This window comes from uncultured Mailhella sp. (assembly GCF_944324575.1).
GTDB lineage: Bacteria > Desulfobacterota > Desulfovibrionia > Desulfovibrionales > Desulfovibrionaceae > Mailhella.
Genome location: NZ_CALUWV010000019.1, coordinates 20,935 through 33,849 on the forward strand (window position 1 = coordinate 20,935; position 12,915 = coordinate 33,849).

Annotated in this window: 15 protein-coding genes and 1 tRNA gene; 7 read left to right on the forward strand and 9 right to left on the reverse strand. The window is 57.4% G+C overall.

From position 1 onward, the window contains the following. Nucleotides 1-93: 93 nt before the first annotated feature. The 6 genes from Q0J81_RS04000 to Q0J81_RS04025 all read right to left on the reverse strand — a co-directional run bounded on the left by Q0J81_RS04000 (nt 94) and on the right by Q0J81_RS04025 (nt 4,461). A complete protein-coding gene (locus tag Q0J81_RS04000; protein WP_294446146.1) occupies nt 94-510 on the reverse strand; it encodes a zinc ribbon domain-containing protein in 417 nt (138 codons plus the stop codon). Nucleotides 511-780: 270 nt separating this feature from the next. Then, nucleotides 781-1,611, reverse strand: a complete 831-nt coding sequence (locus Q0J81_RS04005) for a hypothetical protein (RefSeq protein WP_294446147.1) — start codon at nt 1,609-1,611, stop codon at nt 781-783. Nucleotides 1,612-1,918: 307 nt separating this feature from the next. Beyond that, nucleotides 1,919-2,257, reverse strand: coding sequence for an IscA/HesB family protein (locus tag Q0J81_RS04010; RefSeq protein WP_294446148.1), 339 nt, complete (start codon nt 2,255-2,257; stop codon nt 1,919-1,921). Between the two features lie 73 nt (nt 2,258-2,330). Then, entirely contained in the window at nt 2,331-2,648 is a 318-nt protein-coding gene (locus Q0J81_RS04015; RefSeq protein WP_294446149.1) for an IscA/HesB family protein, read from the reverse strand. A gap of 132 nt (nt 2,649-2,780) precedes the next feature. Beyond that, nucleotides 2,781-3,971, reverse strand: coding sequence for a cystathionine beta-lyase (gene metC / locus Q0J81_RS04020; RefSeq protein ID WP_294446150.1), 1,191 nt, complete (start codon nt 3,969-3,971; stop codon nt 2,781-2,783). A 1-nt stretch (nt 3,972) separates the two neighbouring features. Then, entirely contained in the window at nt 3,973-4,461 is a 489-nt protein-coding gene (locus Q0J81_RS04025) for an EF-hand domain-containing protein (RefSeq protein WP_294446151.1), read from the reverse strand. 313 nt (nt 4,462-4,774) lie between these two features. Here Q0J81_RS04025 and Q0J81_RS04030 point away from each other — a divergent pair, with 313 nt between their 5' ends. The 3 genes from Q0J81_RS04030 to tig all read left to right on the forward strand — a co-directional run bounded on the left by Q0J81_RS04030 (nt 4,775) and on the right by tig (nt 7,955). Further along, nucleotides 4,775-5,233, forward strand: a complete 459-nt coding sequence (locus Q0J81_RS04030) for a GNAT family N-acetyltransferase (protein WP_294446152.1) — start codon at nt 4,775-4,777, stop codon at nt 5,231-5,233. Nucleotides 5,234-5,320: 87 nt separating this feature from the next. Continuing rightward, nucleotides 5,321-6,607 carry a trigger factor gene (locus Q0J81_RS04035; protein WP_294446153.1) on the forward strand — a complete coding sequence of 429 codons (1,287 nt, stop codon included), beginning with the start codon at nt 5,321-5,323 and terminating at the stop codon, nt 6,605-6,607. A 13-nt stretch (nt 6,608-6,620) separates the two neighbouring features. Beyond that, nucleotides 6,621-7,955 carry a trigger factor gene (tig, locus tag Q0J81_RS04040; RefSeq protein WP_294446154.1) on the forward strand — a complete coding sequence of 445 codons (1,335 nt, stop codon included), beginning with the start codon at nt 6,621-6,623 and terminating at the stop codon, nt 7,953-7,955. 181 nt (nt 7,956-8,136) lie between these two features. Here the strand turns inward: tig and Q0J81_RS04045 are convergent, their stop codons facing one another. After that, the gene (locus Q0J81_RS04045) at nt 8,137-9,132 is read right to left on the reverse strand and encodes a lytic murein transglycosylase (protein ID WP_294446155.1); all 996 of its coding nucleotides are present in this window, start codon (nt 9,130-9,132) and stop codon (nt 8,137-8,139) included. Between the two features lie 249 nt (nt 9,133-9,381). On the opposite strand from Q0J81_RS04045, the gene Q0J81_RS04050 reads away from it, so the two are divergent. Both Q0J81_RS04050 and Q0J81_RS04055 read left to right on the forward strand, forming a co-directional pair. Further along, nucleotides 9,382-9,960 (forward strand): hypothetical protein, encoded by a 579-nt coding sequence (locus tag Q0J81_RS04050; protein WP_294446156.1) that lies wholly within the window; start codon nt 9,382-9,384, stop codon nt 9,958-9,960. A gap of 164 nt (nt 9,961-10,124) precedes the next feature. Then, the gene (locus Q0J81_RS04055; protein ID WP_294446157.1) at nt 10,125-10,397 is read left to right on the forward strand and encodes a hypothetical protein; all 273 of its coding nucleotides are present in this window, start codon (nt 10,125-10,127) and stop codon (nt 10,395-10,397) included. 141 nt (nt 10,398-10,538) lie between these two features. On the opposite strand, the gene Q0J81_RS04060 is transcribed toward Q0J81_RS04055, so the two are convergent. Further along, nucleotides 10,539-11,573, reverse strand: a complete 1,035-nt coding sequence (locus tag Q0J81_RS04060; RefSeq protein WP_294446158.1) for a branched-chain amino acid aminotransferase — start codon at nt 11,571-11,573, stop codon at nt 10,539-10,541. 65 nt (nt 11,574-11,638) lie between these two features. Here Q0J81_RS04060 and Q0J81_RS04065 point away from each other — a divergent pair, with 65 nt between their 5' ends. Together Q0J81_RS04065 and Q0J81_RS04070 are read left to right on the forward strand one after the other, a co-directional pair. Beyond that, nucleotides 11,639-12,004: a hypothetical protein gene (locus tag Q0J81_RS04065; protein ID WP_294446159.1), complete on the forward strand. Its 366-nt coding sequence runs from the start codon at nt 11,639-11,641 to the stop codon at nt 12,002-12,004. Nucleotides 12,005-12,071: 67 nt separating this feature from the next. After that, nucleotides 12,072-12,578, forward strand: coding sequence for a single-stranded DNA-binding protein (locus tag Q0J81_RS04070; protein WP_294446160.1), 507 nt, complete (start codon nt 12,072-12,074; stop codon nt 12,576-12,578). A gap of 157 nt (nt 12,579-12,735) precedes the next feature. Here the strand turns inward: Q0J81_RS04070 and Q0J81_RS04075 are convergent. Next, nucleotides 12,736-12,811, reverse strand: a tRNA-Glu gene (locus Q0J81_RS04075). Nucleotides 12,812-12,915 lie beyond the last annotated feature (104 nt).

The window sequence follows — 12,915 nt, forward strand, 5'->3', positions numbered from 1 at the left end:
CGTCACTGACGATGGGCACACGGATGGAAAAAGTCCTCCCGGCCGAACTGCGGAGGCCGAAACGGACGCAGAAGAACAGCGTTGCGGCGCGCCTCAGGACGCCAGCCAGGCGACCAGCGACCAGCAGCAGAACCAGGAGAATATCTGCAGAACAAGGGGGTTGATGGTGCGTCCCATCATGGCAAGCTGTATGTTTACGGCAAAGGTAATGACCCGGGCTATGCCGGAAAAGACCAGAAAACCTATGCAGGCGAGAAGTCCGAATTTGAGTCCCATGGCAAAGGCCAGCGCCAGGGTGATGATGCCCATCTGGCAGGAGGGAAGAAGCTGGCTGCCGTTTGACTGCATGAATACGACGCGCTGATGGAAGCCGCCGCGTGGTTCTTCTCCGTGCGGGTGATCCACAAGCTCGGCATCTACGATGTCTCGAACATGGATGACGGGCTGTCCGCAGTTAGGGCAGGACTTGCTGTCGTCGGGAATGCTGGCGTGGCAGTTGGGGCAGTGCATGAAGAAACCCTCGTCAGGCTGAAGTCTTGAACATTATGGTGTTAAGTCTAATCATCCTGTCGAAGTTGGCAAGAGAAAACAGCTTCCGCAACTGTTATAAAGTGTGAATGAAGGCCCTGCCGGGGCGTGTTGTGAGATCCCCGTCAGGGAATGTTCCCTTCAGAGAAACCGGGGACGACCTGGTCTGTCTTCAACCTGAGGGGAGTCCTGCCGGAGAGATACGGAAAGCTGTCGTCTGTCGGCCTCGCCGGAAGTTGGACCGGCAAGACATTAGAGAATGCCCGTAAGGTCGGTTTCTCCCCTGACTGTCATGCGCACCGGCCCTCCGACCCATATATCCCAGCCGTCGGTCGAATGTTCCATGCGCACAAAGAGCGCGCATCCGCTGGGCTGAACGATGCGGAAGCGTTCTGCCCCGGTCCTGGCATGAAGGAGAACGGCCGAGGCCAGCGTGCCGGAGCCGCAGGCGCTTTCGCTGCACAGGGAGCCAGTGTCCCTGACCCATACGACGGGGTGAAGTTCGGCCTGCTGACCATCAGGCGACGGAGACTCGCATTTCAGCCAGAGATGGCCCACGGCTTCTTCTTCGGCAACGGAACAGGCCAGACGCTGTTGAGAGCAAAAGGAGGCCAGCAAGCTCCGGGATGGAACCTGTCCGGTCTGAATGATGTGAGCTATGCCGGGAACTCGCACCAGTGATACGTTTCCCGGGAAGGCTTCCGGCTCGGGAAGAGCGGAAAAGTGCAGACAGGCTTCGGCAAAGGGCAGATCGTTTTTGCGGGGAAGAACGCGCACGGCCACCGTGTCCGGTACTCCGGACACCTCCACGCGCCCGGCAAGGGCGTTTCCTTCCCGGGCGAGCAGTCCCTGTTCCGCAAGCAGCACGGCAAAGCAGCGCGTGGCGTTGAGGCAGAATTCGCCGCCCATCATGTCCAGCCTCGGCGTGCCTTCAAAACGGACATATCCGGCCTGTTCCGCACCGATGTGCTGGTCGCTCATGACGGCGTTGGCCACCATGGCCCGTGCGGAGTGAGGGATGTCCTCGGCTTTAAAAAGAATGGTGGGATTTCCTCCCGGAGTCATTTTCCAGAACGAGAACATGATCTTCTCCTTGTGCGGCCGTAACGAGGAAAAAGGAAGCCCGGCGGACTGCGACGTCGGGGCGAAAGCAAAGGGGCGGCGTGTGAGCGCGGCGGATGAGTGAAGGCGGCAATGCGACACGAAGTCGCCGCTGCCAATGGAAAGGCCGCCATGCCCGAAGCACGGCGGCCTTAATATGATCTCGGAATTCCGTTTGTCGCGTCACGACGAAGAAATCGGCATGACGCGTCTGCTGACGGAGTTTCGTTTCAAACAGGAGAAGCGAAAAGTCAGGTCGACGACGGTTTCCGAAAACCGCTGAAGAGGTTTAGTGGTGGCAGCCGCCGCCACAGGTACCGGTACCGCAGCTGGAGCAGCCGCATCCTCCGCCCATGTTCGGCAGGGGGATTTCGGGCGTGACGAGGAAGCCCATGGGGCTCGCGTCGACGGTGGCTCCACCGATGGTGGCCCACAGTTCCTTCGTCGCACAGAAGGTATAACCGTCCTGTTCGGCGACGAAGTCCTGCTCGTTGGGTTCATCAAGGGCAAGACCGATGCGGGGGCCGCTGCATCCGCCGGGGGCGAGATACAGACGAATGGCAGATTTTTCCTTGTCGGCGAAGAAGGCGTCAAGTTCGGTGCGGGCGCTTTCGGTAAGAGTAAACACAGGGATGCTCCGTTGGGTAAGGGTGGGTATATGGGGAAGGTCGCCCTTCCCTGAACCTCGAAGCGGACTCTTTTTAGTGACTGCCGCAGGAGCTGCCGCAGGAACCGCAGCTGCTCCCGCCCTGAAGCGGAAGTTCAGGTTCGACGATGAAGCCCATGTAGCTTACGTCGATTTTTACGCCGCCGATGCGTTCCAGCAGCGATTTTTCCAGACAGAACGTGAATCCGTTGACTTCGAAGGCCTGATCATTGTCGTTAGGCTCATCCAGAGCCAGAGCAAGACGAGGACCGCTTCAGCCGCCGGGGGCCAGGTAGATGCGGATGCCGGTTCTGGGCTTGTCGGCAAAGAAAGCCTCAAGCTCCTGACGGGCAGCGTCGGAAAGATTGATCATGTAAATCTCCAGAAAAGTGGTTTCGGTAAAAATAGGAACGGTTCTTGCCTTTGTCAATGGAAGGAAAAGGGTTTTCGCTGTTTTTGCTCCGGTCGTTGCGGTTCCGTACAAGCGGGGGCGTCCCCGTCGTCTTCAGGAGCGCGCGGCAGTCAGGCGGGCAAATCCTTCTTCCAGATCGGCCTTGAGGTCTTCCACGTCTTCAAGGCCTATGGCGTAGCGCACGAGCGTGCAGTTGTCATCGTTCCATACGGGCGAGATGCGGTTGAGAGCCGTGCGCTGAGGATGGCAGTGTTCCACAAGGCTGTCGTAGCCGCCCCAGCTTGCGCCTATGCTGAACATCCTGTAGCCGTTGAGCATGGCCGCCACAGCCTTTTTCTCCATCTTCGGCAGAACAATGGAGAAGAGCGAGCCGCCCCCCGTAAAGTCGCGTGCCCACAGTTCGTGTCCGGGGTCTCCCTCGAGCGGAGGATAGAGTACCTGCAGAACTTCGGGACGGCTCTGCAGCCAGCGCGCAAGAGTGAGCGCCTGGGCAAATTGCGTCTGCATGCGGACCTGCATGGTACGCAGACCGCGAAGAGCCATGTAGCAGTCGTCGGGAGAGGCGATTTCCCCCATCTGCACGCAGAAGGATCGCATGCGCCGGTAGAGCTCGTCCGTGCGGGCGATGATGATGCCCATGACAAGATCGGAGTGACCGGCAATGAACTTGGTGGCGGCCTCCACGCAGATGTCCACGCCGACGGTGAGCGGCTTGAAGTAGAGAGGTCCGGCCCAGGTGTTGTCCATGATGACGATGGCGCCATGCGCATGGGCAGCCTTCACTATGGCGGGAATATCCTGCATTTCAAACGTGAGGGACCCCGGCGCTTCCGTATAGATGACTCTCGTGTTCGCCTTGATGAGAATGTCTATGCCTGCGCCGATGCGCGGATCATAGAATGTCGTTTCCACGCCGAAGCGGCGAAGAATGGTCTCGCAGAACATTCTTTGCGGGCCGTAGACACTGTCGGGCATGAGCACGTGGTCCCCGGCACACACAAAGGCGAGCAGCGACTGCGTGCACGCGGCAAGGCCGGAACTCGTCACCATGGCACCCGCGCCCTGTTCCAGTCTGTTTACGGCGTCGCACAGGGCAAAGGCGTTTTCCGTACCGAGCGCCCCGTAGCAGACGTTGCGGAACTTGGCATCTCCGGCTTCGTTGGCATCGAATTCTTCCAGCGTGGGAGAAACGATGGTGGAGGCGCGATGCACCGGCATGTTGACGGGGCCGCCGACGCGAAGGGGAGCGCGTCCGGCATGAACGAGAATGGAGGCGTCCTTCATGTTATTTCGCCTCCGCTGGAGGCGTGATGAGCAGCATTCCCGAGCCGGTCTTCACGGATTTTTCAGGCGAGGGAGCCACGGCGTCGCTCTTCGAGGGGGGCATGATGAGCGGCATGCCGTCGGAAGGGGGCATGGGCTTTCCGCTGTCCCCGGCCCCGCGCATGGCCTTCATCATTTCGCTCATTTCGGGCATGCTCATGGAACCTCCGTGTCCGGCGGAAAAGGCCTTCCATTCATCGAGACTGATGGTCCCGTCGCGGCTTGTGTCTATGATGTCGAAGGCGTTGCGGCTGAGATTCGGTCTTGCGGCGGAAAGTTCCTCCCAGGTGAGCTTCTTGTCGTGATTCGTGTCCATCTGGTCGAATCGGTTCTCGGGGTCGGAGGTCCGGACGGTCATGCCGTCCCCGGCGCCAGGCATGGCCAGAGCTGGCATGGCGGAACAGGAAAGCGCGAGAATGAGGGCCGCAGCCCCGGAAGCAGCGATATGCATGAATGCACCTCTTGAGAGCGTTGTTGGAAAATATGATTCCTTTAAAAAAGCGGCAGGCGCCGCCTTCAGGCGTTCCGTCCGCAGGGGCGGAAAGAAAGGCCTGAACGCTGTGCCGATGTCGTCCGGCACTCCGAAACAGGAGAAGAACCGGAATGGACAGCGGCAGAACGATACTGAAAAAGGGGCGGACGTCGACGACGCCCGTCTTGTGTTTTTCGAGGGCAGAATGACATGAGCGCGGAGCAAGTGCAAGCAGGCATGACGGCATCTTGCCATTCCCGCTGTTATGTTACAATATCGGCGCGGAGGCTGCATGATACGTCCTTTTTGCAATGATGACGCGGAAGATGTGGTGCGCGTGTGGCTTGAAGCTTCTCTGGAGGCACACGGATTCATTCCCCGTGCATACTGGGAATCTGCGGTTGAAGACATGCGCACGCTTTATCTTCCCATGAGTGATGAAATTGTTGTGCATACCGACGATGCAACCGGGCGTATCGACGCCTTTCTGGCTTTTGTCGACACGCATCTTGCCGCGCTCTTTGTTGCTCCCTGCGCGCAGGGAAAGGGACTTGGAAGCAGACTGTTTCGCATTGCGGGCCGGATGCATCCGGAACTGACGCTCAGCGTATACAGGGAAAACGAACGGGCCGTCTCGTTTTATCGCAAAAGAGGGCTGGTCGTGCTCCAGGAGCGCGTGGAGGAAAAGACAGGACAGGTGGAGCTCGTCATGGGGCGTCCGGAGCATGCGGACGGGCACTCCGCCGTCTGAGACTCCGGCACTTTTCCGACTTCGTGAAAAGGCACAGTTCTGCGTCCGGAGCATTCGCAACATTTAAATAATGATTCAGGTTTGATTATGGAATATCAGTTGGACAGAGAAGACGGGGGACTGCGTCGCTTGACGGTGGTCTTTTCGCCTCAGCAGGTGCTTGCGGCGTGGAAAAAGGCGGCTCTGCCGTTCGGCGCGTCGTTCCGGATGGCCGGCTTTCGTCCGGGGAAGGCCCCTCTGGAGATTCTGGAGAAGCGTTTTTTTCAGCAGATTTCCGACGCCGCCACGGACGCGCTCGTGACTCTTGGGATTGATGAGGCTCTTGCCAGAGAATCCCTCGTTCCCGCAGCGGGGCTCATGTACGAGGGGGAAAACGCCAGACGGGGAGAGGCGTTCCGTTTCAGCGTGGAGTTCTGTGTGCTTGAGGACCGTGCGCTGCCCGATCTGGAGGCCATTCAAATACATGAAGAGGAGCCGCAGGCTGATCCCGTGCAGGAATCGCTGTTCATGCGCGACATTCTCGGTCGCGCGGCACGAAGAATTCCCGTGACCGAAGGGAGACCTCAGGACGGCGACATCGTGCAGGTGGAAGTGACGGGCAAAGTGGGCGGTCGCACCGTGGCGGGCATGAACACCGGTTCATGCCGGATGAGACTCATGCCGACAAGGCCGGGGGAAAAGACCCCTGATCTTGATCCCATTGTCCGCGGTCTTTGCGTGGGCGAAACCGGCACGGGCACGACGCCCTGTCCTGACAATTATCCCGATCCCTCCATGAGGGGAAGGGACATTGAGCTGGTGGTCACCCTTCGCGGCATTGAGCGGGAAGAGCTTCCCGTTCTGACGGACGACGTGGCAAAAAGCCTCGGTTTTCATGATGCCGGAGCCGTTTCCGCATCTGCGCACGCCCGTGCCCTGGAAATGGACAGAGTTCATAAATATTCGGAGGGCAAAAAGGCGCTCCAGAACAGGCTGGAGACCATGGAAGGCTTCGACGCTCCTGAGGCGCTGGTGCGTCAGTGTCAGCGCGAGGCGTTGCGCCGTTCCCGTCAGTATCTGCAGAACCAGTTCGATTCCGTGGACAAGCTCAAGCAGACGCTTGTCGTCATGAAGTCGGAGGCCGGAGAAACGGCCCGCAGAAAGGCCAGAGCCCGCGCGCTGCTCCTCGGCTGGGCAGAGCACAAGGGTCTTGAGGTCCCCGGCGGAGAGTTTGAACGGGTGATTGCCGTCCGAGCGGCGAGAAAGAACATGGACGCGGAGAGCTATCGACACAGTCTTGCCCGTACCGGCGAGCTGTTTGAGCTGCGCGCCGCCATGCTGGAAGAGCGCGCCCTGAACGAGCTGATGAGAACGGTGTTTCGCCCCTGGAAATAACGAGGAGCTTTTCATGGAATACAGCATAGAGAAAACGTCCCCCACGTCGGTCAGTCTTTCCGTGACGTGCAGTGCGGATGAGGTGAAGAAAGCCTTTGATCGTGCGGCAAAGGCCATAGGCAAGGGCATGAATCTGCCGGGATTCCGCGTAGGCAAGATCCCCGTCAACGTCATCAAGAGCCGCTTCGCTTCCCGGGTTGCGGCCGATGCCACGGAAATTCTGGCCGACGACAACATGATGGAGATTCTAAAAAAGGAAGGCATCCGACCGCTTTGTCCTTCTCAGTACCACGGCAGTCCTGCAGTGGAAGGGGAGAGCTTTTCATTTTCTTCATCGTTCGACATCCTGCCAGAGGTGGAACTGCCGGACCTTGAGACTCTCTCCGTGGTGGTTCCCGATCCTGCGCCTTCGGACGATGCGCTCAATGCCATGCTCGATCAGGCGCTGCGCAGGCTTGCCCGATACGAGGACGTCACCGGTCGCAAGCCCGAGGATCACGACCTGCTTACTGTGGACGTGCGCGGCACTGTGGACGGCAAGGCCCTGCCCGGCATGACGGCCGACAATTTCCGTCTTCAGCTTCTGCCCGTGCAGCCCGGGGCAAAGGTGCCGGAAATGGATCCCATTGTGCGGGCGCTGAATGTGGGGGAAGAAGGACATGGCGTCATGATCTGTCCGGACAACTACCCCGATCCTGTCCTTCGCGGCCGGGAGGTGCAGCTTGACGTCGTGCTGCGCCGCGTGCAGCGGGAAGTGCTGCCTCCTCTTACCGACGAGACGGCGCAGAAGCTCGGCTTTGACACGTTTGACGCCCTGAAACAGGAAGTGTGGCAGCAGACTTTTGCCTCGCATATGCGACAGATTCAGCGGGAGGGCAAGACCAGACTCATGGAAGAGCAGCTTGAGGGCAAGGACTTTCCTCTTCCGGAGAGTCTTGTCATGCGTTTTTATCGCGAACATCAGCGGGATGCCGAGCATTATCTGAAAAAGCAGCATGCCGACGAAGAGACCATTCGCGAAATTCTGGAACATATGCGTGAGGAGTCCATGGAATTTGCACGCAAGAAGGCCAAAGGACATACATTCCTTCTGGCGCTGGCCGAGCGTGAGGGCATTCATGTGAGCGGGCAGGAGGCCGAAGATGCCGTGCGCGCCATGACGAAGGGCACGGGACAGAATTATGAGGATCTGCGCAAGACCATTTGGGAGGCGGGCGTCATTGCCGCCATGCAGGAGCGCATGATTGCCGACAGGGCGCTGGACAGGCTCTATGGTGCGGCCCGCAAGATCATGGCGGAATCGCCGACGCTCAGGCCTTTTTCCGAAGTGAAAAAGGAATCAGTATAGCCCGTTGAGGACGTTGTAAAAAGCGCTGCCGGAAATTTTCCGACAGCGCTTTTTCATGAACAGATGCCGTTCGGACGGAAGTGCCCGCAGAACGCGCCGTCATGTTTTCCGTCCTTTCGGAAACAGCTTTTCGCTCAGGACAGACATGGAACGCAGACGCATGGGGCGACGATTCTGCCGGTCATCCGAGCTGACGGATGGTTCTGGCCAGAGCAAGAATGGTATGCGCGTAGATGTCCATGGCGTTGTAGGTGCGCAGTACCCGGGTCTGTTCCGTTACGCTGAGATTGGATCGCCATCCGTTGCGACGGAGGTAATTGCTCAGGCTGGCTACGGCGTCGTCGACCGTGAACAGATCAATGACGCCGTCGGCATTGCCGTCCACGCCGTAGCGGAAAATGTTGCTGGGCATGAACTGGCACAGTCCTATGGCGCCGTAGACGGAACCTTTGATTTTGAGCGGATCAAGACCGTTGGCATAGCAGTAGGAGAGCAGAGCCTTGAGTTCCTTGTAGGCCCAGTCGGCCTTGACGGCCATTTTTTCGCGTATCCAGGGAATCCTGTTTTCGGAGCCCGGCAGCTTGCTCATGTACTCGGGAATGTCGGCGGGATCTCTGGTAACGGCCATGCTGGCAAGCATATAGAAGGCGTTGTGCTTGCCGAGGTATCCGCCGAGACGGGTTTCTACAAAAAGCAGGGCTGCGGCCACCTCAGAGGGAACGCCGTAGTTCAGCTCGGCCCTTGCAAAGGCCACGGCGTGCTGATCTATGAAATCCCGGCATTTTTTTGCATTGGCCGTGGTGACTACTCCCTTGAACCACGGGCCGGGAATGCCGAGCTTGGTTTTAAACGGTTTTTGAGGCTGAGCCTTGGGCCTGGGAAGAAATTTGTTCGTATAGAGTTCCTTGACCTTTATGCCCATGGGCACGGCGGAGGGGGGCATATCGAGCCGGGCAAAGAGCGCATTCGTGCGCGCAGCGTCCAGGCCGTCTCTTTGAAGCTTTGCGGAAAGATTCTGCCAGGATTCATGCCATGATGCCGACTGGGAAAATTCCATGGATGAGGCAGGACGGCTTTGTGCCGGAACGGACGGTGTCTGAAGTGTGCTTTTGGAGCAGGCGGATGCAGACAGCGCGAGAATACCGAGGAGAATCGTAAAGAGACGAGATGAACGCATGGAAGTATCCTTTACCTTCCGTTATAAGGACTTACGTGAGGGGAACGCCATTAAAGTCAGGTGATGCGGCTGTGTCAAGCCTGATTTGCGCATGCTGTGTGCCGGAGATGAACGGAGCTCTGCATATGATGTCGGGATGGGGGCGGTACTGATGTCCATGCGAAAAGTCCGCACATTCTTTTCCATCTTGTCGGCATGGTCGTTTTACGTTATACGAAAGACATTATTAAGATATCTCCGGGTTTTTTCATGAAAAACACATACTTCGTTCTTTTAGTTCTTGCCAGTCTTCTGGGATCGTCCTTTGTCCTTCCGTGGCAGGCCCGTGCAACGGCGAGTGCGTCCAGCATCAACAGTACGGGGGCCAAGTGGGAAGAGCGCTACGTCAAGGAAGCCCGCATCACCATAGAGAAAGGCGTAATCGGCGTCATGAGCGGTCTGCATTCTTCGGAGCAGTTGCGTGAATCCGTGGATTCCTTCTGCCGCACATGGTCCAGCTGGGAGGATTCCAAACTGTTCATTCTTCAGGATGAACGCGACATTGACGTGTACGGCAATCTGTATTCCCTGCGGGTTCTGTGCAGAACGCTGCGTCTTGCCGCTGGAGACTGGCACGATATGGAAAAGAGTGCCCGGTCCGAGGCAACGTTGGAAAAGGCGCTCTGGCTGGAGAAGGAAAGCAATCTGCTGGCCTCTCCCGTGGCGGAAATCATCATGCGCCAGAGTTACAGCGACTACCTGCCCCGGAGAGTGGAAATCATGCAGGAGCAGTTTCCATATGTGGATGAATTTTACAAACTTCACTCATTTCGTTCCGTACTGCGCTGACGCCGTAAAACGGAACAAGGCTGAACCATGAAAGAAATTCGACTGCATCATCTGGCCATGGCCATTGCGGATCATGACGTTTACAAAAGAACGGTGGAGTTTTCACAAATGTTGTAGGACTTTCTCTGCTGCGAAGCTGGAGTAATGGACCTCGCCACATTACCATGCTGGATTTCGGCAACAGTATTCTTGAAATAGTGTACGGCGCGGAGGGCTCAGGAACAGGTGTGTTTTCCCACATTGCCGTAGGGACGGAACGCCCTGAAGACGTGGACGCCATGCTGGAGCACTGCGTTGCCGCAGGATGCAGACTTATTCGTCCGGCCGGGGACGTGAACGCCGTGGAGGATGGGGAGAACGGTCGCAGCTTCAGAATTCGCAACGTTTTTTGCTGCGGACCTGCCGGAGAGAGTCTGGAGTTTTTCTGCGAGTACTGAACAGGAACAGAAGTATAAAAAAAAGACCGTTCCGCAAAGAAGCGGAACGGTCTTTTTTTTTATAGCGGCCCGAAAAAAGGAGGCAGACTTCCTTTTGGGCATGTCTGAATGATGCCGCCTCGGGCGGCATCATTCCTATACTTACGCGATGTGCTTGATCCAGCCTTCGGGGGCTTCGATGCGGCCCATCTGAATGCCGGTGAGAGTGTCATACAGCTTGGTAAGCACGGGACCCATGGCGTCCATGCCGGAAGGCACGCAGATTTCTTCGTCGTGGTTGACGATTTTGCCTACGGGAGAAATGACGGCGGCGGTGCCGCAGAGGCCGACTTCAGCGAAGGAAGGCACTTCGGTCAGGGGAACTTCACGTTCTTCCACTTCCATGTTCAGATAGTGCTGAGCGACATAGAGCAGAGAGCGACGGGTGATGGAGGGCAGAATGCTGTCGCTCTTGGGGGTAACGAGCTTGCCGTCCTTCGTGATGAAGATGAAGTTCGCGCCGCCGGTTTCTTCAACCTTGGTACGGGTGGCCGGATCGAGGTACATGTTTTCGGCATAGCCCTGACGATGGGCGTCCATGATGGGATGGAGGCTCATGGCGTAGTTGAGGCCGGCCTTGATGTTGCCGGTACCGCGGGGCGCGGCACGGTCGAAATCACTCACGCGGATGGTGATGGGCTTGGCGCCGCCCTTGAAGTAGGGGCCGACAGGAGTGACCAGAATACGGAACTGATATTCGTCGGCAGGCTTTACGCCGATAACGGCGGAGCTGGCAAACATATAGGGACGAATGTACAGCGTGGCGCCGGAGCCGTAGGGAGGAACCCAGGCGAGGTTGGCACGCACGGTTTCCACCACGGCATCGACGAAGCGGGCGGCGGGGAATACCGGCATTTCCAGACGACGGCAGGAATCTTCCATGCGCTGAGCGTTGAGGTCGGGACGGAAGCAGACTACGTGACCGTCTTCCGTGGTATAGGCCTTCAGGCCTTCAAAGCAGGACTGAGAATACTGGAGCACGCCGGCGCATTCAGTGATGACGACCTTGTCGTCATCGATAAGCTGACCGTCTTCCCATGCTCCGTTTTTGTAATTGGCTACGAAGCGTTTATCGGTCTTGATGTAGCTAAAGCTCAGATTAGCCCAGTCCAGATTCTTCTTTTCCATGGTACACATCTCCTGACAGCGTACACGATTTGAATTTCGTGTATATGGGGCCGGCGCTGCGGTCGGGAGCCCTCATGCCTGCCGGAATGTTTTTTCAGCAGGAACGTATACACTTTCGGCAAACTCTGGCATTGTACGGCGAGCTCGTCAAGTCCCGCGGAGGGGGAAACAGTACATTTTTTAGCGTTATTCCAGAACAGTTTTGTTTTTTTGACTATGACAATCATGTCAAAATGCGGCGGGCAAAGCGTCGTCTTCTGTCGCAGCGGAGCAGCGGTCGTATTTTTGCACGACACGGTAAAAACCTGACCGCGTTATCTGCCGATATTTCGTCCGGCAATCTGAGACTGGCCGGAAAAAGAAGGAAAATCACCGTGATTCTTGCCGGAGGAGACTGGCAGGATTTTTCTTGTGTTCCATGGGCATTCGGTCTATGTTGATGCTGTTATGAGCGCGGTTTTTTTCCCTTTGCCGCGAGTATTCACACTGTAAAGAGGATTCGTTTCCATGCTGAATAAAGTCATGATCATAGGCCATCTCGGCGCTGACCCTGAACTGCGCTATACCCAGAGCGGTTCTCCCGTGACCACGCTGCGCGTCGCCACGGATGAATCGTATACCGACCGTGACGGCAATCGCGTGGAGCGCACGGAATGGCATCGCATCGTGGTGTTCCAGCGTGCCGCGGAAAACTGCAATCAGTATCTGCGCAAGGGCAGTCTGGTGTATGTGGAAGGCAAGCTCTCCACGCGTAAATGGCAGGATCAGAACGGACAGGACCGTTACACCACGGAAATTCGTGCCGATCGCGTGCAGTTCCTTGATCGCCGCAGCGGAGGCGCTCCTGCCGAGGGTGACGGCATGGGATACGCTCCCCGTCAGGCTGCACCGCGTCCCGCTCAGGCTCCCCGTCAGTCTGCGCCGAAGAGCCGCGCGCCTCAGCAGGACAGCTATGAAGATCTTGGTCCCGCCTTCCCGTCGGAAGCGAGCACCATGGATGACATTCCCTTCTAGTCCGTCAGCAGGTCGGTGCTCCAAGCCCGACGGAATCATTTAAAAAACGCGGCATGACTTCCGGTCATGTCGCGTTTTTCGTGTCTTTCGGTTCAGGAAAACAAGTTCAACTAATCAAAAAGCCCCCCGTGAAAATCACGGGGGGCTATGTAATCTGTGGTGTCACCAACGGGATTCGAACCCGTCTTGGAGGCTTGAGAGGCCTCTGTCCTAACCGGATAGACGATGGTGACATTGTCGTTTAGCCGACGGATGGAATCTATAGAGAGACTCCGACTCTGTCAAGCATTATTTTTCATTTTTAAACCAGTCGGCCAGTTCCGGAGCCTGAAGCAGG

Excerpts from the sequence above, each read along its gene's own strand:
- Q0J81_RS04000 (WP_294446146.1), bottom strand. The coding sequence starts at position 510 with ATGCACTGCCCCAACTGCCACGCCAGCATTCCCGACGACAGCAAGTCC.
- Q0J81_RS04005 (WP_294446147.1), bottom strand. The coding sequence starts at position 1,611 with ATGTTCTCGTTCTGGAAAATGACTCCGGGAGGAAATCCCACCATTCTT.
- metC (WP_294446150.1), bottom strand. The coding sequence starts at position 3,971 with ATGAAGGACGCCTCCATTCTCGTTCATGCCGGACGCGCTCCCCTTCGC.
- Q0J81_RS04025 (WP_294446151.1), bottom strand. The coding sequence starts at position 4,461 with ATGCATATCGCTGCTTCCGGGGCTGCGGCCCTCATTCTCGCGCTTTCC.
- Q0J81_RS04030 (WP_294446152.1), top strand. The coding sequence starts at position 4,775 with ATGATACGTCCTTTTTGCAATGATGACGCGGAAGATGTGGTGCGCGTG.
- Q0J81_RS04035 (WP_294446153.1), top strand. The coding sequence starts at position 5,321 with ATGGAATATCAGTTGGACAGAGAAGACGGGGGACTGCGTCGCTTGACG.
- tig (WP_294446154.1), top strand. The coding sequence starts at position 6,621 with ATGGAATACAGCATAGAGAAAACGTCCCCCACGTCGGTCAGTCTTTCC.
- Q0J81_RS04045 (WP_294446155.1), bottom strand. The coding sequence starts at position 9,132 with ATGCGTTCATCTCGTCTCTTTACGATTCTCCTCGGTATTCTCGCGCTG.
- Q0J81_RS04050 (WP_294446156.1), top strand. The coding sequence starts at position 9,382 with ATGAAAAACACATACTTCGTTCTTTTAGTTCTTGCCAGTCTTCTGGGA.
- Q0J81_RS04055 (WP_294446157.1), top strand. The coding sequence starts at position 10,125 with ATGCTGGATTTCGGCAACAGTATTCTTGAAATAGTGTACGGCGCGGAG.
- Q0J81_RS04060 (WP_294446158.1), bottom strand. The coding sequence starts at position 11,573 with ATGTGTACCATGGAAAAGAAGAATCTGGACTGGGCTAATCTGAGCTTT.
- Q0J81_RS04065 (WP_294446159.1), top strand. The coding sequence starts at position 11,639 with ATGCCTGCCGGAATGTTTTTTCAGCAGGAACGTATACACTTTCGGCAA.
- Q0J81_RS04070 (WP_294446160.1), top strand. The coding sequence starts at position 12,072 with ATGCTGAATAAAGTCATGATCATAGGCCATCTCGGCGCTGACCCTGAA.